This window comes from Streptomyces sp. AK08-02 (assembly GCF_033795085.1).
GTDB classification, from domain to species: domain Bacteria; phylum Actinomycetota; class Actinomycetes; order Streptomycetales; family Streptomycetaceae; genus Streptomyces; species Streptomyces echiniscabiei.
This window is the reverse complement of record NZ_JARAZV010000023.1, coordinates 104,764-131,403: the sequence shown is the minus strand read 5'-3', so window position 1 is coordinate 131,403 and position 26,640 is coordinate 104,764. Positions and strand designations below refer to the sequence as shown.

The window sequence follows — 26,640 nt, the reverse complement described above, 5'->3', positions numbered from 1 at the left end:
TTTCAGGGGCGCGGGGAACTGCGCGATCAGCCACGACGGCGCCGCAGCCGACAACGCACCCCCTGGCCCGGACTCAAGGCACCTTCACCCACTGAGCCTTGCTGGGTGTGCCCTGCTCGTCCGTCACGAAGAGCATGTACCACCCCGACTCCACCAGATTCCGGTTCTTCGGCACCGTCACCGTGATGCTGTCCTTCGTCTTCTTCAGGTCGAGGGCGATGGAGCGCTGGTCGACGTCCGTGACGTGCGTCGAGGCGCTCGGCCGGATCAGCCGGGCGGTCCGAATCGTGGCCGCGTGCCGCGTCGTGAACGTGCCCGACGCACCGCGTGCGATCGTCTGCGGGCCCCCCGACAGTGAGGGCTGCGCGTCGTGGTACAGGTACGGCGGCGTGTAGATCTCGATGCGCTGCTCGAACTTGCCCGGCTTGGTGTTGGCCTTGTCCGCGTACAGCGAGTCCGAGCCGAAGAACATCAGGCGGCCGTCGGGCAGCAGGATCGAGCCCGAGTGGTAGTTCCGGCCCACCAACGGGTCGGCGACCCTCCTCAGCTTGCCGGTCTTCGCGTCGTACATATGGGCCTGGAGGATGTTCGAGTCACCACGCCCCCGGTAGTCCTCCGAGCCGCCCGAGATCATCACCGTGTCGTCGGGCAGGATCGAGTACTGCGGGTAGCGCGTGCCCTTCTCCAGGGACGGGCCGTCCGTGAACCTCGGGTTGGCCGCCAGGAGGTCGATCACGCGGGTCTTCTTGCTGGAGAGCTTCGACTCGCCGACCCCGCCCCCGCCGATCACCATGTACTTCTCGTCCTGTGCCGGCGGCAGCAGCACCGTGCCGGCGGTCTCCAGCATGTTGGGGTCGCTCAGACCCTTCAGCTTGGTGAACTTGTTGGTCGCCACGTCCCAGACGCCCGGGTCACGGCCGACGTCGTCGGGGCCGTAGCCCGCGTTCGCGCCCGAGTAGAACATCTCGCCGTTCTGCATCAGGGAGATCGCCGGGTACGTCGGGAACTGCCGGACGTGGGTGGTGTACGTCCACTTCTTGGTCTTCGGGTCGAACACCTCGTTCTTGCCCGGCACCAGCTGGCCGATGTCGTCCAGGCCGGAGAGGCTGAGGATCTTGCCGTCCGACATGGTGGTGAGCGTCGGGTACCAGCGGGCCTCGTTCATCGGGTCGACCTTGATGTACTTCTCGGCGACCGGGTCGAACTCGTAGGCGTCCCGGATGCCCTGGAAGTCCTTCTTGTCCAGGGCGAGCTTCTCGGCGATGCCGTAAGTGTTGCGGGAGTCGGTGCCCGACAGGCCCTGCACGCGGTAGTTGTCCTGCGTACCGGTCTCGTACTTGGCGCCCTTCTTCTGCGCCTCGACGTAGATCCGGCCGAGCCCGGGATCGTTGCGCAGGAACGCGCCCGTCGCCTTGTCGAACACCTTCGTCGCGCGCTCCACGACGACCGGGTCCTTTGACACGAACGTCTTGCCGGTCTCCTTGCCGGTGAACTTGGTGCCCGCCGGCAGGGTGATCGGCTTGTCGGGGTTCTCGTTGTGGACGACCATCAGGCCGCCCGCCTTGGTGACGTCACCCTTCAGCTTCTCGTACCGCTTCGTACCGCCCGCGATCAGCAGATTGCCGTTGGAGAGCTGTGTGTGCCCGGTACAGAACAGGTCGGCGGGCGTCGGGATCTTCTTGATCGTGCCCTTGACCGGGTCCCAGATACGCGTGTCGAACTTCTTCGCGTCGAAGTTGTCCGCGTTGTTGCCGGAGCCCGCGACGAGCAGCACCTTCCCGGTGTGCAACAGGGCCGCGTGGATGGTGTTCTGCCGGTACTTCTCCGGGAAGTTCACCACCTCCCACTTGCCGTTCTGCGCCTTGTACTCCGGCTTGTTGATCTTGTAGTCGTGGTACTTCTCGGTGCTGAAGCGGTATACCCACGGCCCGTTCATCCCCGCCAACGCGAGGACCACCGCCGTGCCTATCGCGAGTCGACGGGCGCGGCGGCGGCCTGCACGGTCTTTCATTCCTTACGTCCCCCAAGTCCACCAAGGGCGATCTGCATGGTCTGGTCGTTGCCCTCGCCCCCTACGCTGCCCCCGCCCGTCCCGCCGGATGCGGCCCACTGGGGCTTGTGCTGCGGCGCGTGGGTGGAGTGGGGGGCGTGAGGGGCGTGCGACGGATGTGACGGATGGGATCCGTGTGGCGCCTGGGGCGTCGGCTGGGCCGGTACGAACGGCTGGGGCACGGGCGCGGCGTCCTGCGGTTCGGCCGGGCCGGCGGCGAGCTTCTTCTTCTCCTGGCGCAGCATGAGCCGCCAGACGACCATCGGTGTCGCGGTGATCGCCGTGGCGAAGGTCGCCCAGATGATCATCGCGGGGTGCGAGTGCCCGAAGGTGAAGCCGGCCGCGATCGAGCCGCCGAAGATCAGGATGAAGTACCAGTGGTACCGGAACGTCCCGAACCAGCGGTCCGGGCTCGCCGAGTCGCCCTTGGGCGTGACCACGAACTTGCTCTTGCGCCGCAGCGCGGAGTCGATCAGGGCCTTGGCGTAGAGCGGCGCCGACAGTGCCGACATGACCATGCCCGCCACGCCGCCCGAACCCTCGGGCTCGTGCGGGGAGACGTTGTGCCGGCGGTTCCAGATGTACAGGCCGATCTGCAGCGCCGAGGCGTTGCCGTAGAGCATCAGCCACACGGTCGGGTCGATGTTCACACCCGAGGCGCCCAGGCCCAGGAACAGCGCGCAACTCAGCGCCGCCAGGATCCAGTTGAGGGCGGACATCGGATAGAAGATGATCATCATCGTGTAGTTGAAGAGCTTGCTCGGCGGCAGCGAGTACCAGCCCTTCCAGTACTGCTTGAGGATCGTCTCGTACGTCCCCCGCGACCAGCGCATCTGCTGCGTGAAGAAGTCCGTCCAGGCGCTCGGACCCTCGCCGACCGCGAGCACGTCCGGTGTGTAGACCGAACGCCACTTCTTCCCCGTCGCCGGGTTCTTGTGGCGGTGGATCTCGAAGCCGGTCGCCATGTCCTCGGTGATCGAGTCGTACAGCCCGCCGATCTGCTTCAGCGCGCTGATGCGTACGGCGTTGCTGGTGCCCACGAACATGGGCGAGCCGTAGGCGTTGCCGGCCCGCTGGATCAGTGCGTGGAAGAGGAACTGCTGCGACTCGGCGGCCTTGGTGACGAAGTTGTCGTAGTTCCCGTAGACCTGCGGGCCGATGACGAAGCCGATGTTCGGGTCCCGGAAGAAGCCGAGCATCCGCTCCAGGTAGTTGGGCAGCGGTACGTGGTCGGTGTCGACGGAGGCGAAGAAGTCGTAGTCGTCGCCGTGCGCGTCGAGCCAGGCGTTGTAGTTGCCGTGCTTGGTCTTGGCGCGGTGCGGGCCCTTGGGCTGGTTCCACTTCGCGACGCCCTTGCGGGAGAAGTGGTGCACTCCGAGGCGCGCGCAGACCGCCTTCACGGCGTCGTCGTCGCCCTCGTCGAGCAGCCAGACGTGCATGAGGCCGCGGTGCCGGATTCTCACCGCGGCTTCGAGCGTCTTCGTCACCATGTCCAGCGGCTCTTTGCCGGGCACGAAGGAGGTGAGGAACGCCACTCTCGTGCCGGTCTCGGGCACCACCGGGATCGGGTCGCGGGCGACCAGCGTGGCGTGCGCGTTCGACAGCACGTTCAGGCAGCGGAAGAGCTCGATCAGACCGATCGAGACGAGCATCACGATGTCGAGCGCCGGCAGGAAGTCGAAGGCCGGGTAGTCGCGTTCCGTCCAGTGCGCGGGCTGGAGCAGCCAGACGAGCAGGACGATGGAGAGCAGCGGTGCGGCGCCCAGCATCAGCGCGGCCCGTATCCGGTGCGGCTCCTGCGAGAGCAGAGACCGGTACTTGACCGTGTACGGCTTGGTCGGGTCGGGCTGTGTGAGGGGTCCGGCCAGTCGGCTGTAGTGCTCGTAGTCGTACTTCGGCAAGCTCTTCTTGATCCGGCGGAACCCGCCGGTCCGGTTCGACGGCAGCCTGAGCTGGGCTGTCTGAGATCCGTCGAAGTTATGCCGGGCGCCCGTCGGCGTCGACGTCATGAGTCATCCCCCCGCACGCGGGTGATCGCGTGCATGTCGGTTCCTATACGTCCGCTCGGCCCCCCTCGGCCTTCACAGACGCATCAGTAATGGACCACTGCCCCCACGTCATCCATAATCCACACTCTATAGACATGGAAGAGTGCCCTTCCGGTTGCATGATGCCCCCCTCGGCATCCGTTCATGAGCGAGGCCCCATCCCCGCGCCGTCGCAACCGGTCCCGCCCCCAATTGCCGCGAAACCGCGGCATCCTGCGCCCAGGGTTCTACGCCGTTCAGCATGATCGCAAGACGCGAAACATGGTGTTTACCGGTCATACGTGCCCATTGTGACGTCTGTTGAGTCGGATTGGTGCATTTGGGACCGCTTGTGTGCGGATGGTTCCGAAGTGTTTACGTACCGTTTCGGCCGATCTCCGAGGCCCACGCGAACAGGCCCCCCGCGTCAGCGGAGGGCCTGCCGTTCGTCTGTGCGCCGCCAGGGACTCGAACCCCGGACCCGCTGATTAAGAGTCAGCTGCTCTAACCAACTGAGCTAGCGGCGCGCGGTGACGTCGACAACTCTACCCGACCCCGGTGAGTGGTCCGGACCGCCGAGGCGCGCGGCGGACGTGTACATCATTCGGACCGTCAACATGCGACAGACGGTGACAGTTGAGAAACTGCGACGGTGGAGAAGCGCGCAAGTCATCGCCTGGGACGTGAGGGGAATCGTATGGCGACTCCGGTATTCGAGGAATTCGATCCCGCGAGCGACTGCGAATGCCCCGGATGTGTTCACCGGCGTCGGTCGGCACCGTATTCCGGACCGGTGTCGGGAACGGGCCCGGGACCTGCCCGTACGGCGGTCCGCCGAACTCTCGTCGTCGCCGCGACCGCCTCGACCGTGCTGGGCGCCGGGCACGCCCTGCCGGCCGCAGCCGCCTCGTACGCCCCCCACCTCCCGGGCGTACCCGCAGGTGACGAGCCCGACACCCCGCAGGGCGGCAAGGCCCCGCTGCACGGCCCACCCGGGAAACCGGCGGCGGGCAAACTCCGGGCCACCACCCGGTCGGAGATCATCAACCGGGCCAGGACCTGGGTCGCCGCGCGGGTTCCGTACAGCATGAGCACGTATTGGGGAGACGGTTACCGGCAGGACTGCTCGGGCTTCGTCTCCATGGCCTGGAACCTCGCGGGCAACGAATGGACGGGCAGCCTCGACAGGTACGGCGTACGCATTCCCAAGGAGGATCTGCAGCCCGGCGACATTCTCCTGTTCCACAATCCGTCGGACCCGGAGAAGGGTTCGCACGTCGTCATTTTCGGCGGCTGGACGGACTACACGCACACCTATTACACCGCCTACGAGGAGACCCGCCCGTACGCCCGCAGGCAGGCCACTCCGTACGCCTACTGGAGCCACTCGGACCGCTATCAGGCCTACCGCTACAAGGGCCTCGCCGCTAACCCGGGCGGCACCTCGGACCCGGGCGGCACCGGCGACCCGGACGTCCCGGGCGGTACGGGTGACCCGGACGGCACGGGAGGCGCGGCGCCCGGCGCCTCCCCGGACGCGGCGTCCCGCTTCCCGGGGCGGACGTACTTCGGTCCCGGCGCCAACAACAGGTACGTCACCCAGCTCGGCCGGATGCTCGTGGCGCGCGGCGGCGCCCGCTACTACACCTCGGGTCCCGGCCCGCGCTGGTCGGCCGCTGACGGCAGGGCGACCCGGGCGTTCCAGCAGGCCCAGGGCTGGCAGGGTTCGGCGGCGGACGGACTGCCGGGTCCGCGCACCTGGGCGCTGCTGGTGAGCGGGGCGGGCAGCGACATCGGGGCCCGGCCGAGCGGGCCGCCCACCGGGGCGCCCACCGGGACGGACCCCGCGACAGCGCCCGGAACCACCCCGGGAACAGCGCCGGGAACCTTTCCCGGGACGCCCTCCGAGGAGGTCCCCGGCGCGGCCGGTCCGCCCTCCGCCGGGAAAGTGGTCCCCGAGTTCCCCGGGCGGGGGCTGTTCCGGCCCGGTTCCAGCAGCCCGCACATCACCCTGCTCGGAAAGCAGCTGGTGAAGAAGGGGTTCGGCCGCTTCTACCCGACCCGGCCCGACGCCCGCTGGAACGAGGCGGACCGCCGCGCGGTGGAGGCCTTCCAGCGCGCCCAGGGCTGGCGGGGCGGCGCGGCCGACGGCTACCCGGGTCCGGAGACCTGGCGTCGCCTCTTCTCCTCGTGACGCACACGAGGGTTGGCCGGTAACCACCGTCGTACCGAAACACCCAGGCATGAACGCAGCAGTCATCAACGCAGCAGTCATGAACGCATCTGGCGCGGAGGCTGGAGGCACAAATGAGTACGACCACCGAACACACGCCGGAACCCGACGGGTCCCCGGACAACGGGCCCAGGCCCGCCCGGCTCATCCAGAACGAGGCGACCACCGAGATCCCCGTCCACCTGCTCTTCCGTGACGAGCCCGACCCGGTGTCGGTACCGCTGCGGCCGGCCGTCGTGGGGCGCAGACAGGGTACGGGCGAGCAGCCACGCATCCGCAGGCCCGCCCCGGCCGCACCGCGTCCGGCGGTGCCGGCGGTCGACCCCGACCTGGTGGAGCGCACGGCACGGGTGCTGCCCGGCGCGGTGGGCGTGTTCGCCGGTGCCGCCGGGCTGGCCGGGGGCGTGCTCACCTCCTGGTGGGCGGGAGTGCTGCCGCCCCTCGCGGTGGAAGCGCTCCGGCTGCCGGTGACGTACGCGGGCGCCGGTCTCGGTCCGGCCCAGTGGGCGGCGTACGCCGGTGCGGGCGCCCTCGGGCTGTTCGGGTTCGGCGGGCTGGCGCGCGGGCGGACCGGGCGGGCCTGGGTGCTCGGCCTGTTCGGCCGCTACCGGGGGACGGTCCGGCGCACCGGGCTGCTGTGGGTCAACCCGCTGCTGCTGCGCGCCAGGGTCGACGTACGGCTGCGGCACTGGCGCGGCGAGCCGATGCCGGCCGCCGACGCGAACGGGGTCGCCCTGCGGGTCGTCGTCCTCGTGGTGTGGCGGGTGCGGGACACCGCGCGGGCCACGCTCGGCGTCGAGGACCACGAGACCTACCTGCGTGAGTGCGTCGAGGCGGCGCTCGTCCGGGTGCCGGTGGAGATGCCGGGCGCGGGACGGCGGGCGATGGAGACGGCGGGGGAGTCGCTGACCCGGGCGGTCGCGGCGGACACGGCGCCGGTCGGCCTGGAGGTGTTCTCGGTACTGCCGGTCCGGGTCGAGTACGCCCCCGAGGTCGCCGCCGCGATGACCCGCCGCCGTATCGCCACCCTGGACGCCCAGCACCGCGCCGCCGCGCTCAACTCGGTCGTCGACTCGGTGGAGGACACGGTGACCCGGCTGACACTGCGCGGTCTGGTCGAGCTGGACGACTACGAACGCAAGGCGCTGGTGAAGGACCTGACGGTCGCGTTCTGCGCGGGACGGAGCGAGCCGGGCCCGTGATTGGTCTGGACATGTTCAACGCGCGGTAATAATCTGGGGCTTGGTCTAGACCTGCACGGCTCACATGAACCTCCCCCACGTTCAGCAGGAGCGGCAGCATGCGCGAAAAGACCAAACCGACCAGGAAGACCAAGGTGTACGCGTCCGTGGTGGGCCTGGCCACCACCGGCGCCCTCGTCCTCACCGCCGGGGGTGCCAGCGGCCACGGCTACACCGACCTTCCCATCAGCAGGCAGAAGCTCTGCCAGAACGGCACCGTGACGGGCTGCGGCGACATCCAGTGGGAGCCGCAGAGCGTCGAGGGCCCCAAGGGCTTCCCCGCCGCCGGACCCGCCGACGGCCAGATCTGCTCGGCGAACCACGGCAACTTCGGCGCGCTCAACCAGCCGAGGACCCCGTCCGGCGGCACCTGGCCCGCGACCGCGGTGACGGGCGGTCAGGGCTACACCTTCCGCTGGCAGTTCACCGCCATGCACGCCACGACCGACTTCAAGTACTACGTCACGAAGCCGGGCTGGAACCAGAACCACGCCCTCACCCGTTCGGACCTCAACCTCACCCCGTTCCTCACGGTTCCCTACAACGGCCAGCGCCCGCCGGCCACGCTCTCCCACACGGGCACCCTGCCGTCCGGGCTCAGCGGCCGGCATGTGATCGTCGCCGTGTGGACGATCGCTGACACGGCCAACGCGTTCTACGCCTGCTCGGACGTCAGGTTCTGAGCATTCCTTGAGTAAATCCGCGGCCCCCCACGGGTACGTTCCCCGTACGCCCCCAGGACCAGGTGAGGCGGCGTACGGGGAGCCGTACTGAAGAGAGACCGGGGGGAACAGTCATGGACTTCATGTTCTACGGGGTGCCGACGCTCATGATCACGGTGGTCGTCGCGGTGGCGGTGTTCGTGATCCGCCGGGCGCTGCGGACGCGCCGTGCCTGGAACAGCGGCCTGACCGCCGAGGCGCGCTGCCTTCGGACGTACACGACCACGAGTGGCGGCTCGGGCGACTCCTCCGTGCACTCGACGCTGCACCACGTGTACGAGTTCGTCGCCCGCGACGGCCGCACCGTCCGCTTCGAGGAGTCGGGCGGCCCGGGCACGATTCTCGAGGGCGACTTCGTGACCGTCTTCTACAGCGAGGGTGAGCGCGTCAACGCCACGGCACACCGTCCGAGCCCGGTCCGGCAAGGTCTGGCCCTGGCCGGCATCCTGGCATTCCTCGGGGTGTTCGTCATGTTCTGCGTCGGCTTCATGGTGACCTACAGCCAGATCTTCGAACCGGTCGGCGACATGTTCTTCGGCGATGACAGCGGCTACAGCAGCACCGACACCCCCACGGGCGACGGGTTCCCCGAGGGCTGGGACGTGAGCACCGACACGCCGTGAGTCTCCACATCTGACGATGCGTCAACTACCGTGCGCGTCCATGGAGTTCAAGGAGCCCAGGAAATCCATGGAGCGCGCCGGGTCGGGTGGGCGCACGGTCGCGGAACTGGTGGCGGCACGGTGGGGCGACCACCGTCCGGGGCTGTGGTGCGAGGACCGGACGCTCACGCATCACGAGGTGGCCGCGGGCGCGGCGGCCAGAGCCGCACTTCTGACGGAGCTGCTGCCGCCGGGCGCCGAGCCGCACGTGGGCGTCCTGCTCGACAACACCCCTGAATACCCCCTGTGGTTGAGCGCGGCGGCCCTCGCCGGCGCCGCCGTGGCAGGCATCAACCCGACCCGGCGGGGCCCCGAACTGGCCCGGGACATCCTGCACACCGAGTGCCCGCTCCTGATCACCGCGCGCACCCACCTCCCCCTCCTGGCAGGCCTCGAACTCCCGGGCATACGACTGCTGTTGACCGACTCGGAGGAGTACGAGGCTCTCCTGGCCCCGTACACGGAGGCGACCCCGAACCCCTCCCGCGCCACGCCCGCCGACCGCCTCCTCCTCTACTTCACCTCGGGCTCGACCGGCGCCCCCAAGGCCGCGATCTGCACCCAGGGCAGGCTCGCCGCCGCCGGACGAACACTGGCCACGACCTTCGCCGTCGGCGCGGACGACGTGCACTACGTCTGCATGCCGATGTTCCACGGCAACGCGGTGATCGCGGACTGGGCCCCGGCCCTGGCGGCGGGCGCCGGGGTCGCGCTGCGCGCCCGCTTCTCCGCCTCCGGCTTCCTGACGGACGTACGCCGTTACGGGGCGACCTACTTCACGTACGTCGGCCGGGCGGTCCAGTACCTGCTGGCGACGCCCGCCCGGCCGGACGACCGGGACAATCCCCTGCGCCTGGGCTTCGGCACGGAGGCGGGTGCGGTGGACGCGGCGGCCTTCCAACGCCGGTTCGGAGTACGGCTGGTCGAGGGGTACGGCTCCTCGGAGGGCGGGGCGGCGGTGCGGTGGACGCCCGGGACCCCGGACGGCGCCGTCGGCCGGGCGGCACCGTCCGACGACCTCGCGGTGGTCGACCCGGCGACCCGTGCCGAGTGCCCGCCGGCCGTCCTGGACGCCTCGGGCCGCCTGCTCAACGGCACCGCCGCGATAGGGGAGTTGGTGAACCGGGGCCCGAACCCGTTCGAGGGCTACTGGCGCAACCCGGAGGCGGAGTCGGCCCGCCGCAGGGACGGCTGGTACTGGACGGGCGACCTCTTCTACCGGGACACGGACGGCTTCCTCTACTTCGCGGGCCGCGCCGACGACCGGCTGCGCGTCGACAGCGAGAACCTGGCAGCCGCGACGATCGAGAACATCCTCGCCCGGTACGAGGGCGCGGTGGCCGTCGCCGTCTACGCGGTGCCGGACCCGGTGGCGGGCGACCAGGTCATGGCAACCCTGGCCGGCACCTTCGACCCGTCCGCCTTCACCGCCTTCCTGGCCGCCCAGCCCGACCTGGGCACGAAGATGGCCCCCCGTTTCGTACGCGTCGTACACCGCATGCCGGTCACCGCGACCAACAAGATCCACCGCGCAAGCCTCCGACAGGAGGGCTTCCGCTGCCCGGACCCGGTGTGGTGGCGCCCCCCGGGGGAACCGACGTACCGCAGGCTCACCGGCGACGACGTGTCGGGCCTGGTGGAGCGGTACCGGGAGCGGGGGCGCGAGGAGTTGCTGAGCAGATAGAGGACGGAAGGGTCCCTTGTCCGTACGCGGACGTGCGAAGTAGCCTCACCCCGAGGCGATGAGGGCACGACGGGGACCCGGTTGAGGGGGCCAGTTGCGATCCAGAGGCGTACTACTCCTCCTGTTCCTGCTTCCACTGGTGTTCGGAGGGGGTCTGTTGCTCGCAACAGGACCCACCCACGACATCCCCGACTGCACTGGGCGCCATCTGGGGGCGGATGGCAAGGAGCGCTCCGGAGCCATGAGGCGTGGCGACCGGTGCCAGGTCTCCTACGAGGGTGACACCGGCCGTTCCGCCGGCACTCTCACGTACCAGCAACTGGAGTTCGCCCAGGAACTGAAACGCCGATCCCTCCACCGTGATGGAGCCTGGCTGGCGCTGTACGGCGTGGTGGGCCTGGGTGTAGCCGTCGTGGTCACGCGGCGGCGGGGGTCTGCCGGTTGAGGGCTGTCCCGCAAAGATCGGTCTGAGTGGCCCGGGGCGCTTCGCCCCGGGCCCGCGGTCCATCAGGCGACCGTTCCACCCGCGTTCTGGATCAGCCGCTGGAGCACCTTCACCGTGGTGACGTAGTCTGCGTCGTCGATGCCCTCGTGGAGGGCGGCGCGGATCGCGGGGGCGTTGCGGGCCAGATCGACGCGGGCCTGTTCCCCTTCCGGGGTGAGCCACAGCCGGTCCTCGGTGTCCTGGGTCAGCCAGCCGCGTCCAAGGAGCCCCTCTGCCTCCGCCGCCAGGTCGTCCTCGGGACGGATGTAGGAGGTCATCGCCTCCCGCAGCTCGGACAGGGTCATCCCCTCGCCGTCGGGCGAGATGTCGTTCACCGACAGGTTGCGCAGCAGCCAGAACTGGGGCTGGGTGTAGCCCTGTTCGGCCTGCTGGGCCCGGGTGTACGCGATGAGCGCCTCGTAGGCGACACCGGTCCAGTACGCGGCAGGCTGTCCGGCGAGTTCGGCGTCGGGGATCTGCTGTGTCGTCATGGGGTACCCCCTCCATGTACTTCAGTGTGGAGCCCGCACACCGTGCGGGTCGTGGGGAGACCGTATGACCTCAAGTTCGGTTGAGGTCAAGCAGGTGATCTTCCGGGCGACTGTGGGTGCGGGAAGGTACCGTCCAGCCGGACGACGGCGCCGATAGCCCTCGCCGGCATCCGGCCCCGAAAACGACCAAGGGCACCCCCCAATAAGAAGGATGCCCTTGATCACAGACTGTGCGCCGCCAGGGACTCGAACCCCGGACCCGCTGATTAAGAGTCAGCTGCTCTAACCAACTGAGCTAGCGGCGCATGACTCTCGCCGACCGCTCTCGCGGCTGGCGACAAGAAAAATACTACCTGGTCCGGGAGGGTGCTCCGGACCAGGTGGCAGTGGAGGTACTGAGGCTGGAGCGGAGGTCAGATCGCCAGTGAGAGCAGTACCGGTCCCGCGCTCCGGTTCAGGCGGTCCGCCGCCTGGCGGAGGCGGTGGGCTTGGCGGAGGGGGAGGGAGAGGGCGAGGCAGCCGACCGTGGCGCCGGCCGTGATCGGGACCGCCGCGCAGACCGTGCCGACCGCGTACTCCTGGAGGTCGAGGACCGGCACCGTGGGTGGCTGGGTCTCCAGGCGGGAGAGCAGAAGCCGCTCGCTGGTGATGGTGTGCGAGGTGAGGCGGGCCAGTTTGTGGCGGGCGAGATGGTCGCGGCGGCTGTTGTGGTCGAGCTGACCCAGCAGGCTCTTGCCGATCGCGCTGGCGTGCGCGGCCGAGCGGAAGTCGACCCACTCGTTGACCGCGGGTGTCGCCGCGCTGTCGGCGCACTGGGTGATGTGGATCTCGCCGTCGACGTACCGGCTCATGTAGACGGCCGCGCCCACCGAGTCGCGCAGCCGGTCGAGGGTGTGCTGGAGCTGGGTGCGCAGGGCCTGGTCGTGGCCGTGCGTGGAGCCGAGGCGGCTGAGGGCGGTGCCGGTGACGTACGAACCGTCGGCGGCCTGTTCGACGTACCCCTCGCGGCGCAGCATGCGCAGGAGGGGGGTGAGCCGGTCCGTGCCGAGGCGGGTCTGGCGTGCGATTTCGGCGTCGGTGACACCGGCGGAGTGTCGCGCCACCGTTTCCAGGACGCGCAGGGCGTCCTGGGTCGAGTGATGCGGCGCGGTCGGCTCGTGCTTGAGAGCCACGGTGTTCCCCCTGGCTTGCTTTTAGCCGTGATCCGGACAGCCAATCCCCTCCACGATAGCCGCCAAGGGGGCTACGCGGAGGGGGCGTTGACGAGATTGTCGCCGGGGTCGCGGCCTCCTAGCAGGGGCGTGTTCATCTGGCATATGACAGAGGCATGGAAGGGGCGGCTTTCGTCCCTTCCCGGTGCGGTCAGAGCATCGCGCTGAGGAATTCGCGTGTTCTGTCCTGCTCCGGATCGCCGAAGATCTGCTCCGGCGGACCGGACTCGATCACATGGCCAGAATCGAACATCAGCACTTGGTCGGAGATGTCCCGGGCGAACCCCATCTCGTGGGTCACGCAGAGCATCGTGATGTCGGTGGTGCGGGCGATGTCCCGCAGCACGTCGAGGACGCCCGCGACCAGCTCGGGGTCGAGCGCGGAGGTCACCTCGTCGAGCAGCAGTACCTGCGGGCGCATGGCCAGGGCCCGCGCGATTGCCACCCGTTGCTGCTGCCCGCCCGACAGCCGGGACGGACGCTCGTCGGCCTTGTCCGCGAGGCCCACCAGCTCCAGCAGGTCGCGCCCGCGCGCCTCCGCCTCCTCCTTCGAGAGGCCCAGCACGGTGACGGGCGCCTCGGTGATGTTGCGCAGCACGCTCATGTTCGGGAAGAGGTTGAAGTGCTGGAACACCATCCCGATCTTCTTCCGCACCTCGCGGACCTGCTTCTCGGGCGCCGGGAACAGCGCCTCCCCGTCGACGGTGATCGTGCCCTCGTCGGGCTTGGCCAGGGTCATCAGCATCCGCAGGATCGTCGTCTTGCCGGACCCGGACGGACCGATGAGCGTGACATGCCGCCCCGCCTCGACGGAGAGGCTCAGCTTGTCGAGAACGGTCTGCTCACCGAACCGCTTGGTGACCCGGTCCAGCCTGACCAGCTCCGTGGGCGTGTCCGCGGTAGGGGTTGTATCGGGGTTCTCGGCAGGGCCCCTGTCGGGGTTCCTGTCATGGTTCTTGTCGGTGTCAACTGGCAAGGCGTCGCTCCAGAGCTCGTACGAGGAGGGAGGCGGGGAAGGAGATGAGGATGAAGGCGACGCCGATCACGGTCAGCGGCTCGGTGAACTGGAAGTGCTCCTGGGAGAAGAGCCGCGCCTCCCCGAGCATCTCCAGCACGGTGATCGTCATCAGCAGCGGCGTGTCCTTGAGCATCGCGATCACGTAGTTGCCGAGCGCCGGGACGACCCGGCGCACCGCCTGCGGCAGGATCACGGCCGTCCAGGTGCGCCGCAGGGGCAGACTGAGCGCGGTGGCCGCCTCCCACTGGCCCGGCGGCACGCCCTCGATGCCGGCTCGGTAGACCTGCATCGTGTACGTGGAGTAGTGCAGCCCGATCGCGAGGACACCGGTGGTCAGCGCGGAGGCGGCGATGCCCCACTCGGGGAGCACGTAGAAGAGGAAGAACAGCTGCACCAGCAGCGGGGTGTCCCGCACGAACTCCGTGACCACTCCGACCGGCCAGCGCACCCAGCGCGTCGGCGTCCGCATCAGCAGCGCCCAGACCAGCCCCAGCGTGAACGAGATCAGCGACCCGAGGGCCAGCGCCTGGAGGGTGACGAGCAACCCGTCCCGGAAGTGCGGCATGAACTCGCGTACGGCGCCCCAGTCCCACGTCACGCGACACCGCCCTTCAGCCGCTTCTCCAGCCCGCGCATGAGCCGGGTGAGGAGGAAGGCGATCACGAAGTAGATCAGCAGGATGTACGTGTAGATCTCCGCGCTCTCCTGAAGCGCGAGCCGCACCAGGTTGCCGCTGAAGGCCAGGTCGGCCATGCCCATGACGGAGACGAGCGCGGTGCCCTTGAGCAGCTCGATCAGCAGGTTGCCGAAGGAGGGGATCATCTCCGGCACCGCCTGCGGCAGCAGGATCAGCCGCATGCGCTGCCAGGACGTGAACCCGAGCGCGATCCCGCCCTCGCGCTGCGCGGGGTCGACGGCGTTCAGCGCGCCGCGCACGATCTCCGTGCCGTACGCCCCGTAGGTCAGCCCGAGCGCGAGCGTGCCCGCCCACATGGGCACCAGTTGCCAGCCGAATGCGGGCGGCAGTACGAAGTACACCCAGAAGATCATCACGAGTGCCGAGGTGCCGCGGAAGACCTCGGTGTAGCAGCCGGCGAGGAAGCGGACGGACCGCAGCCGGTGAGTGCGCGCGATCCCGACGGCGAAGGCGACGACGCCGCCCAACAGGGCGCTGAAGAGGAGGAGTTGGAGGGTGACCCAGACTCCCCTGAGTACGATCTCCCAGAGTCCGGAGGTCATGCGTCGCACAACTCCTTCGCCGTGAGATCGGTCATCTCGTCCTGTGTGAAGCCGAACGGCCGCAGGATGCGGAACACCTCGCCGCTCTTCTTCATCTTGTGCAGCTCCACGTTGAACGCGTCCCGGAGCTTCGTCTCGGGCAGCCGGAACGCGAAGGCGCCGCCGTCGACCCGCGGCTTGCCGTCGATGATCGGGGCGAACGCCTCGGCGGACTCCGCCTTGCGCGAGTTCTTCGCCACCAGCCGGACGGTGACCGCCGTGCCGGAGAACGCGTCGACGCGTCCGGCCTCGACGGCGTTCAGCCCGGCCACCTGGTCGGGCACGATCAGCAGATCGCTTTCCTTGTATCCCGCCTCGACGGCATGCTGGATCTGGGCATAACCGGTACCGGTCGCGAGTCTGGCCTTCTTCTCGACAATGTCCCGGTAATCGTGAAGATCCTTGGGATTTCCCTTGCGAACAATGAATGAATCGAGCATCTGGTAGTCGGGATCGGCGAAGATCACCTGTTCGCAGCGTTCTGGATTGACATACATCCCGGCGGCCACGACATCGAACTGCTGTGAATTCAGCCCCGGAATGAGCGAGCCGAACTCGGTGGGCACGGGCTGGACCCGGTCCACCCCCAGTCGTTTGAAGATGATCCGCGCCAGCTCGGGCGCCTCGCCGGTCAGCTCGCCGTCCTTGTCGATGAATCCCTGGGGAATCTCACCGGCGATACCGAGCCGTACGACGCCCTGCGCCCGGAGCCGGTCGAGGAGGTCACCGCCCGGTACACCGGAGTCGGCGGACACCCGGCTGCACCCGGTGCCGAGAGAACCGAGCGTGCCGAGCGCCGCCGCCCCCGCGAGCAGCGACCGGCGTCCGGGCCATGGTGGTGCGAGTGGTGATGCGCTTGATGGAGCCATGGCCGCGCTGCTACCCGAGCGGGTGCGAGTTATGCGTCGGGGAATGCGGGGAACGCATGGGAGGCATGGAACACAAGGGTGATGACCGATACATCGAAGTGTCTCTGACCGTCCGGAAAATTCACTGCACGGTGAAACTCCTGACCGACCGGGCCCCGGTCACCTGCGAAACCGTGTGGAACGCCCTGCCGTTGTCAGGTGACGTCTACCACGCCAAGTACGCGCGCAACGAGATATACGCGCTCTTCGCCCCCTTCGGAGAATCGCAGCCGCCGTTGGAGAATCCGACGGTCACTCCGATCCCCGGAGATCTCTGCTATTTCGCGTTCGCCGGAGCCGAGCTCGGGACGAAGGCGTACGGCTACGACCGCGAGGTCGGGCCCGGCACGACACTGGTCGACCTGGCCCTGTTCTACGAGCGTAACAACCTGCTGCTGAACGGCGATGTGGGCTGGGTGCCGGGCACGGTGTGGGGCGAGGTCGTCGAGGGCCTGCCGGAGATGGCGGAGGCCTGCAACGACCTGTGGCGGTCGGGCGCCGCCGGGGAGACACTCAGCTTCCGCCGGGCCTGAGGGCCTCCTCCAGTGTGTGCGCGGCCCGCAGTACCAGGTCGTCCCGGTGCCGGGCCGCGACGAGCTGCAACCCCACCGGCAGCCCGTCCCCGTCGACCCCCACGGGGACGGTCGCGGCGGGCTGCTGCGTCATGTTGAACGGGTACGTGAACGGAGTCCACCCCGTCCAGCGCCGCAGCCCCGAACCGCCGGGCACCTCAACTCCCGCCTCGAACGCGGTGATCGGCAGAGTGGGCGTCACCAACAGGTCGTACGACTCGTGGAACAGGCCCATCCGGCGCCCGAGTTCCATCCGGACGTCGACCGCCGCCAGATAGTCGAGGGCGCTGAACCGACCTCCCGGCTCCCGGATCTCCCGCAGGCCGGGATCGAGCAACTCGACCTCCCGCGCCCCGAGTCGCTGCGTGACCCGGGCCGCCCCGCTGAACCACAGGGTGTGGAAGGCGTCCACCGGATCGGTGAAGCCGGGGTCGGCCTCGGTGACGTACGCGCCGAGTTCCGCGAGCCGCTCCACCGCCCGCCGGACCGAGCCGGCGACGGCCGGACGCACCGCGACCCGACCGCCGAAGGACGCCGAGTAGGCCACCCGCAGCCCCCGGACCCCGCCGGCCAGGGAGTCCGCGTACGAATCGGGGACGGGCGGCCCGAGCGCCGACCAGTCACGGGAGTCGGGCCGGCCGATCACGTCCATCAGCAGCGCCGCGTCCGCCACGGTCCGGGTCATCGGCCCGACGTGTGCGAGGGTGCCGAAGGCGCTGGCGGGATAGAGCGGGACCCGGCCGTACGTCGGCTTCAGCGCGAAGATCCCGCAGAACGCCGCCGGGATACGGACACTGCCCCCGCCGTCCGTCCCGAGCGACAGCGGCCCGGCACCGAGGGCCACGGCGGCGGCGCTCCCGCCGCTCGACCCACCGGCGGTGCACGAGCTGTCGTACGGGTTGCGGGTCACGCCGGTCAGCGGCGAGTCGGTGACGCCCTTCCAGCCGTACTCGGGGGTGGTCGTCTTGCCGAGGAAGACCGCGCCGTGCTCGCGCAGCCGGGCGGCGGAAGGCGCGTCCTCACTCCAACTACCCCTGCTGTCAACGGTTTTGGAGCCACGGAGGGTGGGCGTACCGCGCAGCAGGATGATGTCCTTCACGGTCGTGGGTACGCCGTCCACGAGCCCCGCCGGCTCACCGCGCCGCCACCGGTCGGCCGACTCACGTGCCTGGGCGAGCGCCGCCTCGGCGTCGATCCGTACGAACGCGTTGACCACGGGCTGGAGTTGCTCGGCGCGTTCCAGTGCGGCGCGGGTGGCGTCGACGGGACTGAACTCGCCCTTGCGGTAGCCGTCGAGGAGTCGGGTGGCGGTGAGATCGGCCAGTTCGGCAAGCTCGGTCATCGTGCGCCCCTCCGGTCGGGTCAGTGCCCCGGTACGTATCCGCGCTGTTTGTCGACGACGTTCGTCAGAGACTTCCCCGCGTCCCAGCGTTCGTACAACTCAAGGAACTGCGCCCCGAGTTCGTCGCGCCAGCCGACGGTGTCGCCGCTCATGTGCGGGGAGACGATCAGCCCGGGCACCTCCCACAGGGGGCTGTCCGGCGTGAGCGGCTCGTGCTCGAACACGTCGAGGGCGGCGCCCGCGATCCAGCGCTTCGACAGCGCCTCGGCGAGCGCGCCCTCGTCGACGAGCTGTCCCCGGCCGACGTTGAGGAAACGCGCCGAGGGCTGCATGACGCCGAAGCGGCGGGCGTCGAACATGTGGTGTGTGTCGGCGGTGAGGGGAGCGGCGGCGATCACCCAGTCGGCCCGCGCCATCAGCCGATTGAGGTCGGCGGGCCCGTGGATGCCGGTTCGCGGAGTACGTCCGACGATCGCCGGTGTCACCCCAAGTGCCTTGAGATACCGGGCGATCTCCCGCCCGATCGGGCCGGACCCGACGACACAGGCCTTCGTTCCGGCGACCCGCTGCGACTCCCGGTGCCGCCACTCGTGCCGCTCCTGGAGGCCCAGGGTCCTCGGCAGGTCCTTGGCCATCGCGAGGACCAGGGCGGCGACGTACTCGGCGACGGGCTGGTCGAAGACGCCCCGCGCGTTGGTCACCACGGTGTCGGACGCGGCGAGTTCGGGACACAGCAGATGGTCCACACCGGCGCTCGCCGTGTGCACCCAGCGCGGACGCGCCCCCTCGCCCGGCCAGGCGGCCCGCACGGCGTGCGAGGCGAAGTCCCAGACGAGCAGGACGTCGGCGTAGGGGAGTTGCCCGGCGAGGGTGGTCTCGTCGGCGTGCACGATCCGGGCCCGCCCGGTGAGCCGGCCCAGACGGGGCGGCGGATCGGCGTCCAGGACGAGGAGCGTGGGGAGCGCGGGCATCGGGAGGCGGGTTCCGATTCTGGAGGCCGGACTGGACGGCGGGGGCGGGTCGGCCGGGCGGCCAAGCAGCCGAGTGGACGGGTGGCCGACTGGCCGGGTGGTCGGGTAGCCGGGTGGCCTGAGTGTCTGACATGCGCGGATTGACCACGCTCGCACTCGAACCTACCTTCGTCAACACGGGCGTGTGTACGGTCCGTTGCCCCGTCGTTCCTCACTGTGAGGCCGGTGCCTGTCATGGATGTGTCGTTTCTCGGGGGACCGCGCCCACAGCGCGGTGTCGGCGTGGTCGCCCCGTTCGACTTCGCTCTGGACCGCGAGCTCTGGCGCTGGGTCCCCGACGAGGTGTCCCTGCACCTCACCCGCACCCCGTACGTCCCCGTGGAGGTCAGCCTCGACCTGGCCCGTCTGGTCAGCGAACACGAGACGCTCGGCGACGCGGTACGCACCCTGAACGTCATCGCCCCCGAGATCGTCGCCTACGCCTGCACCTCGGGCAGCTTCGTCGGCGGTGTCGCCGGGGAGCGCGCGATGTGCGAGGCGATGACCCGCGCGGGCGAGGTCCCGTCGGTGACGACCTCGGGAGCGCTGCTGGAAGCCCTCGCGGAGCTGTCCGTACGCCGGGTGGCGCTCGTCACGCCCTACACGGTGTCGGTGACGCGAGCCCTGGAGGAGTACGTGGCCGAGGCGGGCGTCACGGTCACGGGATGCGCGTACATGGGCCTGACCCGGCACATCTGGAAGGTCCCGTACCGCGCTGTGGCGGACATGGCGCGGCGGGCGACGGACGGGACACGGCCCGAGGCGTTGTTCATCAGCTGCACCAACCTCCCCACGTACGACGTGATCGCGCAGCTGGAGGCGGAACTGCGCATCCCGGTGATCTCGGCCAACCAGGTCACGATATGGGCGGCGCTGCGCCGACTGGGTACCCGAGCCGTGGGGCCGTACCAGGCGCTGCTCGACGAGTCGGCGCGCGCCTGGCCCCCGGCGCTGCCGAAAGAACGGCAGGAGCAGCAGGAACGCCAGGACCAGCGCGGGCTGGGCACGTAAGGCAAGCAGGAAGGCTGGATCATGACGGCACTCGGATTCCTCTACCCGGGCCACTCCGCCGAGGACGACTACCAGCGCGTCGAGCAGCTTCTCGGCAGTGACATCCGGCTGGATCTGGTCCATACGGACATCGGTGAGGACGCGCATCGGGTGGACGCCCTCCTGGAGATGGGCTCGGCGGACCGCCTCGCGACGGGCGTGGAGGCGCTGCGGCTGTCCGGCGCGGAGTCGGTGGTGTGGGCATGCACCAGCGGCAGCTTCGTGTACGGGTGGGAGGGCGCCCACGAGCAGGTACGCGCCCTCGCCCGGGCCGCGGGCCTGCCGGCGTCGTCGACGTCGTTCGCCTTCGTGCACGCGGTACGGGAGCTCGGGGTGCGGAAGGTGGCCGTCGGGGCGACGTACCCGGCGGACGTGACGGAACTGTTCGCGGAGTTCCTGAGGGCGGCGGGGATCGAGGTGACGGCGGTCCACAGTGCCGGGATCGTCACGGCGGCGGAGGTGGGGGAGTGGGGCGAGGAGGAGCTGACGGCGCTGGCCCGCGAGGCCGACGACGCGGACGCCGAGGCCCTGCTCCTCCCGGACACGGCACTGCACACGGCGTCGCACATCCCGACCCTGGAGAAGCGCCTGGGGAAGCCCGTCCTCACCGCGAACCAGGTCTCCGTGTGGGAGGCCCTGCGGCTCGCGACCCGCAAGGTGAACGCACCCTCCCTGGGCACCCTGTTCGACAAGGAGCCGCTGGTACAGGTCTGACGGGGCCGTCAGGAATAAAACGGAGCCCCCCTCCTGTTGCCCGGCTGAGGACAGCGCACGGCAACCGGACAGCAGCAGGAGGCACCCACCGTGACCGCAGACGCGACGGTACATGTGACGGCAGACGGGGCGGCGGAGGTGACGGCGGACGCGACGGCGGACGGGATCCGGGGCGAGACGCTGGGCACCGCCCCCGTCCCCCTCTCCGTCCTCGACCTGGTCACCGTGGGCTCCGGCCACACCGCCACCGAGGCCCTGCGCGCCAGCGTCGCCATCTCCCGCCTCACGGAGTCCCGCGGCTTCCACCGCTACTGGGTCGCCGAACACCACTCCATGCCCGGCGTGGCCTCCTCCTCGCCCGCCGTGATCCTCGCCCACCTCGCCGCGCACACCCGGCGCATCCGGCTGGGCTCCGGCGGTGTCATGCTCCCCAACCACGCCCCCCTGGTCATCGCGGAGCAGTTCGGCACCCTCGAAGCCATGGCGCCGGGCCGCATCGACCTCGGCCTCGGCCGGGCCCCCGGAACGGACGGCGCCACCGCCGCGGCTCTCCGCCGCACGGAACGGCTCAACGAGGGTGCCGACGACTTCCCCCAGCAACTCGCCGAGCTGACCCGCTTCCTGGACGACGACTTCCCCGACGGCCACCCCTACCGCCGTATCCACGCCATCCCCGGCCCGGTCCAGTCGACATCCCCGGGCGGAGTCCAGTCCCCCCACCGGCCGCCCATCTGGCTGCTCGGCTCCTCCGGCTTCAGCGCCCGCCTCGCCGGCGTGCTGGGCCTTCCCTTCGCCTTCGCGCACCACTTCTCCGCGCAGAACACCGTCCCGGCCCTGGACCTCTACCGGGAGTCCTTCCAGCCCTCCGCCGTCCTGGACGCCCCGTACGCCCTCATCGGCGTCTCCGCGCTCGCCACCGACGACGAGAACGAGGCCCGCCGACAGGTCCTCGCGATGGGCCTCAACATGGCCCGTCTGCGCTCCGGCCGTCCGGGCCTGTTCCCGACGCCGGAGGAGGCGGAGGCCTACGAATTCAGCCCGATGGAACGGGAGTTCATCAACTCCTGGATGGCGAACATCGTCCACGGCTCGGCGGACGAGGTCCGCACAGGCCTGGACGACCTCCAAAAGCGCACGGGAGCCGACGAGTTGATGCTCGTCTCCCACGCCCACCGGGGCGACATGCGCCTGCGCTCGTACGAACTCATCGCGGACGCCTACGGATTGCCCACGACGACGACCCCGACCACGACGACCCCGGGTACGGTCGCGGGCTGACGGAGTGACCGCGGATCACCCCTGCCGACACGCACTGCCTCCCATCAGCAGGGAGATCCGGTCCGCTCCCACCGGCCGCGAGTAGAGCCAGCCCTGCCCCGTGTCGCATCCGATACGGCGCAGGCGGCCGGCCTGGGCCGCCGTCTCCACGCACTCCGCGGTGACCGTCAGCCCCAGCCGGTGGGCGAGTTGGATCATCGCCTCGACGACGATCTCGTCCGCCGGGTTGGGCGCGACGCCCTCGCCCTCGTACTGGAAGCCCCGGACGAAAGAACCGTCCAGTTTCAGTACTGACACCGGCAGCCGGCTGAGGTAGGCGAGGTTCGAATACCCGGTGCCGAAGTCGTCGATAGCGATGCCCACCCCCATGTCGCTTAGTGCCTGGAGTGCCTGGAGGGGCCGCCCGGCGGAGCCCATGACCGCCGACTCCGTCAGTTCCAGCTGCAGCAGACGCGCCGGCAGACCGGTCTCCGCGAGGATCTCCGCCACGTCCGCCACCAGATCCGAGTCCCAGACCTGACGTACGGCGACGTTGACGCTCACGAAGATCGGCGGCTCGTCGGGGCGTTCGAGCTGCCAACGACGGGCCTGACGGCAGGCCGTGGCGAGGACCCAGCGCCCCAGCTGCACGATCGAACCGTCCTCCTCGGCCAGTCCGATGAACCGGTTCGGCGTCAACGTGCCGAACTGGGGGTGATGCCAGCGCACCAACGCCTCGACGCCGTGCACCCGTCCGTCCGCCATACCCACCAACGGCTGGTAGTCCAGGGCGAATTCACCCCGCTCGATGGCCGGCCGGAGAGTGGACGACAGGGCCTGACGGGTCATCCGGTGGGCGTTGCGCTCGGGATCGAAGAGCGTCCACCGGGACTTGCCGTCGGCCTTCGCCCAGTACAGCGTCGTGTCCGCGGCCTGCATCAGACCCGTGGGGGTCGTGCCGGCCGCGTGCCGTTCGACGACGCCGATGGAGGCGGAGACGGACATCCGCTGACCGGCGAGGTCGAAGGGGAGCTGCAGTGCCTTCAGTACCGACTCGGCCAGGTCCGCCAGTTGGTCGGTGCCCGTCGAGTCCTCGATCAGCAGCGCGAACTCGTCGCCGCCCAGCCTCGCGACCAGCGGAGCGACGGCGCCGGGGTTCCGCCGGGCCAGTCCCGCCTCCTCCGCGCAGCGGGTGAGACGCTCGGCCACGGCGGCGAGCAGCCGGTCGCCGACGCGGTGGCCGAGGGTGTCGTTGATGGCCTTGAAGCCGTCAAGGTCCAGGTAGCACAGGCCGATTCGGCCCGTCCCGCTCTGCTCGTACGACTCCGCCTCCAGGGCCGCGGACAGCCGCTCGAAGAACAACGTGCGGTTGGGCAGGCGTGTCACCGGATCGTGCATCTGCAAGTGCCGCAACCGCGCCTGGAGTTCGCGGCGCGCGCTGATGTCGGCCACGGACAGCAGCACGCCCGGCGCCGTCCCGGAGGCGTCCTTCGGCAGTGGTGTGACCTTGACCTGCGCCCAGAGGGAGTGCCCGTCAGGGTGTTTGAGGCGGCGTGTGCAGCGCAGCCGAGCCGGTCGGCCGCGCAGCACCTCGCGGTACGCGTGCCACGCGCGGGTGTCGGACGCCAGGTCCACCAGATCGGCGGCCACCTTGCCGGCCAGCACCTCCGGGTGGATGCCCAGCAGTTCGCCCAGGGACTGGTTCGCCGTGACGACCAGGCCCTCCCGGTCCACCACGGCCATCGCCAGCGGCGCCGCCGCGAACGCGCCGTCCATCAGGGCGGGGCCCGCGGGGACAGGGAAAGCCGACGTGGACGACGACGTGGAAGCCGTGGATGACATGGGCGATGTAGAAGACGACGTGTCGGAGTTACTCTCTGTGACGGCCGGCCGGATGAGATCTACCGCGGGCGCCGGCCCTTCGGACGTTCCGCTCACCGCTCGCTCCCGCAGTGCACTCGGTCTTGATATGGATCCCGTCGGGCGGCCGACCGGGCGGCAAACCGCCGCCCTGGCGTTGTCCGTGCAGGAAAGTGTCAGGGAAGTGCCAGGAAAGTGTGCCGATCATAGAGGCTGGCCCGAAGCCCTTCCAGCCACTGTCCAGTGTCCCTGAACGACCGGTGGTTCTGACAGATCGTTTCTGCCCGCGCCTGGACGGGTTCCTTCGCCCTCGATCGCTTGTGACGTTCTGTGAGTGTTCCGGGGTGTCGCTCCACGAAGGGTGAGCCTTCGCATGCTTGGCCGTATATCCGGCTGTCCCGCATAGCCCCTGGTCACCTGCCTGATCGTGCGTCGGTCACCCTTCTGGTGCAGACAAACAAGGCATATAAACGCAAGATCACACAGGCTGGGTGGCGGTGTCCCCGATCCCGCCTCCGGAGGTCTGCGTGCCGCGTCAGCTTCCCCTCAGGGGGCTCACCCGTGATGCCCTGGCGGGATTCAGAGGGCTCGCGTGCGTCGGGGCACGCCCCCGCCTGCGCAGTACGGCCGCCGTTCTCACCACCATGACGGCCCTGGCCGCCACCTCCCTCATCGCGGGCCCTTCCGTCGCCGAGCCCTTCTCGGCACAGTCCTGCGCCCTCCAGCGCACCGACGCCCACCACTCGGAGGGCCTCGACACCTGGAACGCGGCCTATCCCCGCCCCTCCCGCGCGCTCGACGCCGTGATGGTCTTCCTTTCGTTCCCGGACTCACGCCCGCGAACCACCCCCGGCGAACTGGCCGCCGACCATTTCCCGGCCACCAGCGACTTCTTCGCCCGTGCCTCGTACGGCAGGTTCACCCTGCGCCCGCACCCGCTCCGGAACTGGCTCCGGATGCCGCGGCCGTCCACCGCGTACGCCATACAGCGGGACTGGAGCGCCGCCCACCGCGCCGACTACCTGCGCGACGCGCTCGCCGCCGCCGATCGTGACGTCGACTTCTCGCGCTACGACATCGTCTACTTCGTGGCCGACCCGGACGCGCCCGGCGTCGACTCCGACGCGACGAAGGTCGTCAACCTGGACGTCCCGCTGCGGGCCGACGGCACGGACATCCGCCGCGTCGTCACCGTCTTCGAGAAACATCCGCCGGACCGGCTCGTCCTCGCCCACGAGACGGGTCATGTCTTCGACCTGCCCGACCTCTACCACCGGCCCGTGGACGGAAAGGGCGACTGGGACACGTACGTCGGCGACTGGGACCTGATGGGCAGCCAGTTCGGCCTGGCGCCGGACCTGTTCGCCTGGCACAAGTGGAAACTCGGATGGCTCGAACCGCGCCAGGTGGTGTGTGTACGCGGCGGAGGTTCCACCCGGCTGACCCTGGAATCCCTGGGGGCGCCTCCGGCCACGACCGCGTACGCCCGTGGGGCTGCGAGGACGGGTGCGGATGTGTTCGGCGGCGGGGGTGCGGGGGCCGGTGCGCCGGTCTTCGGGCAGGGGGACGGGGTGAAGCTGGCCGTCGTACGGACCGGGGCGGACCGGGCGCTCGCCTTCGAGGCGCGGGGGGCGACGGGCAACGACAGCGCCACCTGCACGCAGGGAGTGCTCGTCTACCGGGTGCGCGGCGGGGCCGAGTCGGGCGGTGGTCCGGTCGAGGTGGTCGACGCCCATCCGCGTACCGAGGCCTGCTGGGAGGATTCGGTCTACCCGCCCCTCGCGGACGCGCCGGTCGCCCTGGGCGAGAGCTTCACCGTGCCCGGCGAGAACGTCCGCGTCGAGGTGGAGGGCCGCACGCCCTCAGGGGCGTGGACGGTGAAGATCACGAACGCCGAGTAAGCCGCGTAAGGGGTCCGGAAACGACGTTGGCGAGGCTGTTCGAAAACAGCCTCGCCAATCGACAACGTGCGCCGCCAGGGACTCGAACCCCGGACCCGCTGATTAAGAGTCAGCTGCTCTAACCAACTGAGCTAGCGGCGCCTGCTGACGTCGTAGACCTTAGCACCCTGATCGGCGGGAGGAAAAATCGATATCCGCACCCCACTGGCGACCGTGGAACGGGCCGCTCGGACGGCCGCCCAGAGCAGGATTTCCGCGCCCGGAAGCCAGGGGCGACTGCTGTCGGGGGCGACGACCCAGCGGGACTCGGGCCGCGGATCGACCTCGGTCCCGTCGTCGTTCCCGTGTCCGGTGCCGCATCCGGTCCTGTCTCCGGCCCCGTCTCCGGTCTCGTCGTTCAGCAGGGCGGGGACCGTCACGGCGTCGCCGCGGCCGTGGCAGAGGAGGGGCGGGATCGCGTGGTGGCGTCCGGTGCCACCCTCGCCGGCCGAGCCCCACTCCTCCCACCTCAGGAGCGACGGCAGCCGCTGGGCCGTGCCCAGTGCCGCGAACAGGAGGATCCGGCCCCGGTAGCCCGCCACCGGGCCCGAACCCGGACCGCCTTCCCAGAGCCGGTCGAGCATCCTGCGGCCGAAGACGGCGGGCACGTTGACGACGTCGAACGCGGTGCCGCACGGCAGGACGAGCGGGGCGGTGGGCCGCTCGGCCCAGAGTGAGAGCGTGCTGCGCGGATACGTTCCTGCGGAGGCGAGCCAGGCCGCTCCCTCCGAGGTGACTCCCGAGATGTCCGTGTGTGGGCTGCTCATGGCATACAGATCTACCGGCGGTGACCGGTCGGTCTCCGAGGGTTGCCGGAAATCGGGACGAGAGGGGGCGAGGTGGAGTACCTTGCCCTCCTGAATATGCCGCCCGTACTTTCGAGACC

The 26,640-nt window shown here is 69.7% G+C and carries 23 protein-coding genes and 3 tRNA genes; 11 read left to right on the top strand and 15 right to left on the bottom strand.

What is annotated here, in order from left to right:
• Positions 1-73: 73 nt before the first annotated feature.
• The 3 genes from PV734_RS38950 to PV734_RS38940 all read right to left on the bottom strand — a co-directional run bounded on the left by PV734_RS38950 (position 74) and on the right by PV734_RS38940 (position 4,604).
• Entirely contained in the window at positions 74-2,011 is a 1,938-nt protein-coding gene (locus PV734_RS38950) for a kelch motif-containing protein (protein ID WP_319294139.1), read from the bottom strand.
• Positions 2,008-4,059 (bottom strand): glycosyltransferase family 2 protein, encoded by a 2,052-nt coding sequence (locus tag PV734_RS38945; RefSeq protein WP_319294137.1) that lies wholly within the window; start codon positions 4,057-4,059, stop codon positions 2,008-2,010. Before PV734_RS38945 ends, PV734_RS38950 begins: the two co-directional genes overlap by 4 nt.
• 471 nt (positions 4,060-4,530) lie before the next feature.
• Positions 4,531-4,604, bottom strand: a tRNA-Lys gene (locus PV734_RS38940).
• Between the two features lie 170 nt (positions 4,605-4,774).
• Between PV734_RS38940 and PV734_RS38935 the strand changes: the two genes are divergently transcribed.
• The 6 genes from PV734_RS38935 (at position 4,775) to PV734_RS38910 (ending at position 11,064) form a co-directional block, all read left to right on the top strand.
• The gene (locus PV734_RS38935; RefSeq protein WP_319090261.1) at positions 4,775-6,271 is read left to right on the top strand and encodes a peptidoglycan-binding protein; all 1,497 of its coding nucleotides are present in this window, start codon (positions 4,775-4,777) and stop codon (positions 6,269-6,271) included.
• A gap of 113 nt (positions 6,272-6,384) precedes the next feature.
• Positions 6,385-7,512 carry an SPFH domain-containing protein gene (locus PV734_RS38930; protein ID WP_319294135.1) on the top strand — a complete coding sequence of 376 codons (1,128 nt, stop codon included), beginning with the start codon at positions 6,385-6,387 and terminating at the stop codon, positions 7,510-7,512.
• A 98-nt stretch (positions 7,513-7,610) separates the two neighbouring features.
• Positions 7,611-8,234 (top strand): lytic polysaccharide monooxygenase, encoded by a 624-nt coding sequence (locus PV734_RS38925; RefSeq protein ID WP_319294133.1) that lies wholly within the window; start codon positions 7,611-7,613, stop codon positions 8,232-8,234.
• A 113-nt stretch (positions 8,235-8,347) separates the two neighbouring features.
• Positions 8,348-8,896 carry a DUF3592 domain-containing protein gene (locus PV734_RS38920; protein WP_319090258.1) on the top strand — a complete coding sequence of 183 codons (549 nt, stop codon included), beginning with the start codon at positions 8,348-8,350 and terminating at the stop codon, positions 8,894-8,896.
• 40 nt (positions 8,897-8,936) lie between these two features.
• Positions 8,937-10,619 (top strand): AMP-binding protein, encoded by a 1,683-nt coding sequence (locus tag PV734_RS38915; RefSeq protein WP_319294131.1) that lies wholly within the window; start codon positions 8,937-8,939, stop codon positions 10,617-10,619.
• A gap of 241 nt (positions 10,620-10,860) precedes the next feature.
• Positions 10,861-11,064: a hypothetical protein gene (locus tag PV734_RS38910; protein WP_319090256.1), complete on the top strand. Its 204-nt coding sequence runs from the start codon at positions 10,861-10,863 to the stop codon at positions 11,062-11,064.
• Between the two features lie 62 nt (positions 11,065-11,126).
• Here the strand turns inward: PV734_RS38910 and PV734_RS38905 are convergent, their stop codons facing one another.
• The 7 genes from PV734_RS38905 to ehuB form a co-directional block, all read right to left on the bottom strand.
• Positions 11,127-11,594, bottom strand: coding sequence for a MarR family winged helix-turn-helix transcriptional regulator (locus PV734_RS38905; protein ID WP_319294129.1), 468 nt, complete (start codon positions 11,592-11,594; stop codon positions 11,127-11,129).
• A gap of 231 nt (positions 11,595-11,825) precedes the next feature.
• Positions 11,826-11,899 (bottom strand) — tRNA-Lys (locus PV734_RS38900).
• Positions 11,900-12,007: 108 nt separating this feature from the next.
• Positions 12,008-12,766, bottom strand: coding sequence for an IclR family transcriptional regulator (locus PV734_RS38895; protein WP_319294127.1), 759 nt, complete (start codon positions 12,764-12,766; stop codon positions 12,008-12,010).
• Between the two features lie 190 nt (positions 12,767-12,956).
• Entirely contained in the window at positions 12,957-13,685 is a 729-nt protein-coding gene (gene ehuA, locus PV734_RS38890) for an ectoine/hydroxyectoine ABC transporter ATP-binding protein EhuA (RefSeq protein ID WP_319090686.1), read from the bottom strand.
• Positions 13,686-13,770: 85 nt separating this feature from the next.
• On the bottom strand, positions 13,771-14,421 hold the full coding sequence (gene ehuD / locus PV734_RS38885) for an ectoine/hydroxyectoine ABC transporter permease subunit EhuD (protein ID WP_319294125.1): 651 nt from the start codon (positions 14,419-14,421) through the stop codon (positions 13,771-13,773).
• Entirely contained in the window at positions 14,418-15,062 is a 645-nt protein-coding gene (ehuC, locus tag PV734_RS38880; RefSeq protein WP_319294123.1) for an ectoine/hydroxyectoine ABC transporter permease subunit EhuC, read from the bottom strand. The genes ehuD and ehuC overlap by 4 nt, the downstream gene beginning before the upstream one ends.
• On the bottom strand, positions 15,059-15,970 hold the full coding sequence (ehuB, locus tag PV734_RS38875; RefSeq protein ID WP_319294121.1) for an ectoine/hydroxyectoine ABC transporter substrate-binding protein EhuB: 912 nt from the start codon (positions 15,968-15,970) through the stop codon (positions 15,059-15,061). Before ehuB ends, ehuC begins: the two co-directional genes overlap by 4 nt.
• Positions 15,971-16,026: 56 nt before the next feature.
• On the opposite strand from ehuB, the gene PV734_RS38870 reads away from it, so the two are divergent.
• Positions 16,027-16,542 carry a DUF3830 family protein gene (locus tag PV734_RS38870; protein ID WP_319090251.1) on the top strand — a complete coding sequence of 172 codons (516 nt, stop codon included), beginning with the start codon at positions 16,027-16,029 and terminating at the stop codon, positions 16,540-16,542.
• Here the strand turns inward: PV734_RS38870 and PV734_RS38865 are convergent.
• Positions 16,523-17,923: an amidase gene (locus tag PV734_RS38865; RefSeq protein WP_319294119.1), complete on the bottom strand. Its 1,401-nt coding sequence runs from the start codon at positions 17,921-17,923 to the stop codon at positions 16,523-16,525. The genes PV734_RS38870 and PV734_RS38865 overlap by 20 nt on opposite strands.
• A gap of 20 nt (positions 17,924-17,943) precedes the next feature.
• Positions 17,944-18,894: a D-2-hydroxyacid dehydrogenase gene (locus PV734_RS38860; RefSeq protein WP_319090249.1), complete on the bottom strand. Its 951-nt coding sequence runs from the start codon at positions 18,892-18,894 to the stop codon at positions 17,944-17,946.
• Between the two features lie 234 nt (positions 18,895-19,128).
• On the opposite strand from PV734_RS38860, the gene PV734_RS38855 reads away from it, so the two are divergent.
• The 3 genes from PV734_RS38855 (at position 19,129) to PV734_RS38845 (ending at position 21,975) form a co-directional block, all read left to right on the top strand.
• Positions 19,129-19,944, top strand: a complete 816-nt coding sequence (locus PV734_RS38855; protein WP_319294117.1) for an aspartate/glutamate racemase family protein — start codon at positions 19,129-19,131, stop codon at positions 19,942-19,944.
• 21 nt (positions 19,945-19,965) lie between these two features.
• Positions 19,966-20,697, top strand: coding sequence for a decarboxylase (locus PV734_RS38850; protein ID WP_319294115.1), 732 nt, complete (start codon positions 19,966-19,968; stop codon positions 20,695-20,697).
• 138 nt (positions 20,698-20,835) lie between these two features.
• Positions 20,836-21,975: an LLM class flavin-dependent oxidoreductase gene (locus PV734_RS38845; protein ID WP_319090685.1), complete on the top strand. Its 1,140-nt coding sequence runs from the start codon at positions 20,836-20,838 to the stop codon at positions 21,973-21,975.
• A gap of 15 nt (positions 21,976-21,990) precedes the next feature.
• Here PV734_RS38845 and PV734_RS38840 read toward each other — a convergent pair whose 3' ends face one another.
• On the bottom strand, positions 21,991-23,892 hold the full coding sequence (locus PV734_RS38840; protein WP_319090246.1) for a putative bifunctional diguanylate cyclase/phosphodiesterase: 1,902 nt from the start codon (positions 23,890-23,892) through the stop codon (positions 21,991-21,993).
• Between the two features lie 449 nt (positions 23,893-24,341).
• Between PV734_RS38840 and PV734_RS38835 the strand changes: the two genes are divergently transcribed.
• Positions 24,342-25,715 (top strand): M6 family metalloprotease domain-containing protein, encoded by a 1,374-nt coding sequence (locus PV734_RS38835; protein ID WP_319090245.1) that lies wholly within the window; start codon positions 24,342-24,344, stop codon positions 25,713-25,715.
• Between the two features lie 67 nt (positions 25,716-25,782).
• On the opposite strand, the gene PV734_RS38830 is transcribed toward PV734_RS38835, so the two are convergent.
• Both PV734_RS38830 and PV734_RS38825 read right to left on the bottom strand, forming a co-directional pair.
• A tRNA-Lys gene (locus PV734_RS38830) sits at positions 25,783-25,856 on the bottom strand.
• Positions 25,847-26,521 carry a hypothetical protein gene (locus PV734_RS38825; RefSeq protein ID WP_319294112.1) on the bottom strand — a complete coding sequence of 225 codons (675 nt, stop codon included), beginning with the start codon at positions 26,519-26,521 and terminating at the stop codon, positions 25,847-25,849. Before PV734_RS38825 ends, PV734_RS38830 begins: the two co-directional genes overlap by 10 nt.
• Between the last annotated feature and the right edge of the window lie 119 nt (positions 26,522-26,640).

What these genes read in the sequence shown, in the direction of transcription:
- PV734_RS38850 (WP_319294115.1), top strand. Translation starts at nt 19,966, where the DNA reads ATGACGGCACTCGGATTCCTCTACCCGGGCCACTCCGCCGAGGACGAC.
- PV734_RS38825 (WP_319294112.1), bottom strand. Translation starts at nt 26,521, where the DNA reads ATGAGCAGCCCACACACGGACATCTCGGGAGTCACCTCGGAGGGAGCG.
- PV734_RS38935 (WP_319090261.1), top strand. Translation starts at nt 4,775, where the DNA reads ATGGCGACTCCGGTATTCGAGGAATTCGATCCCGCGAGCGACTGCGAA.
- PV734_RS38920 (WP_319090258.1), top strand. Translation starts at nt 8,348, where the DNA reads ATGGACTTCATGTTCTACGGGGTGCCGACGCTCATGATCACGGTGGTC.
- PV734_RS38950 (WP_319294139.1), bottom strand. Translation starts at nt 2,011, where the DNA reads ATGAAAGACCGTGCAGGCCGCCGCCGCGCCCGTCGACTCGCGATAGGC.
- PV734_RS38860 (WP_319090249.1), bottom strand. Translation starts at nt 18,894, where the DNA reads ATGCCCGCGCTCCCCACGCTCCTCGTCCTGGACGCCGATCCGCCGCCC.
- PV734_RS38855 (WP_319294117.1), top strand. Translation starts at nt 19,129, where the DNA reads ATGGATGTGTCGTTTCTCGGGGGACCGCGCCCACAGCGCGGTGTCGGC.
- PV734_RS38910 (WP_319090256.1), top strand. Translation starts at nt 10,861, where the DNA reads ATGAGGCGTGGCGACCGGTGCCAGGTCTCCTACGAGGGTGACACCGGC.
- PV734_RS38905 (WP_319294129.1), bottom strand. Translation starts at nt 11,594, where the DNA reads ATGACGACACAGCAGATCCCCGACGCCGAACTCGCCGGACAGCCTGCC.
- PV734_RS38915 (WP_319294131.1), top strand. Translation starts at nt 8,937, where the DNA reads ATGGAGTTCAAGGAGCCCAGGAAATCCATGGAGCGCGCCGGGTCGGGT.
- PV734_RS38930 (WP_319294135.1), top strand. Translation starts at nt 6,385, where the DNA reads ATGAGTACGACCACCGAACACACGCCGGAACCCGACGGGTCCCCGGAC.
- PV734_RS38925 (WP_319294133.1), top strand. Translation starts at nt 7,611, where the DNA reads ATGCGCGAAAAGACCAAACCGACCAGGAAGACCAAGGTGTACGCGTCC.
- PV734_RS38870 (WP_319090251.1), top strand. Translation starts at nt 16,027, where the DNA reads ATGGGAGGCATGGAACACAAGGGTGATGACCGATACATCGAAGTGTCT.
- ehuB (WP_319294121.1), bottom strand. Translation starts at nt 15,970, where the DNA reads ATGGCTCCATCAAGCGCATCACCACTCGCACCACCATGGCCCGGACGC.
- PV734_RS38865 (WP_319294119.1), bottom strand. Translation starts at nt 17,923, where the DNA reads ATGACCGAGCTTGCCGAACTGGCCGATCTCACCGCCACCCGACTCCTC.
- ehuC (WP_319294123.1), bottom strand. Translation starts at nt 15,062, where the DNA reads ATGACCTCCGGACTCTGGGAGATCGTACTCAGGGGAGTCTGGGTCACC.
- PV734_RS38945 (WP_319294137.1), bottom strand. Translation starts at nt 4,059, where the DNA reads ATGACGTCGACGCCGACGGGCGCCCGGCATAACTTCGACGGATCTCAG.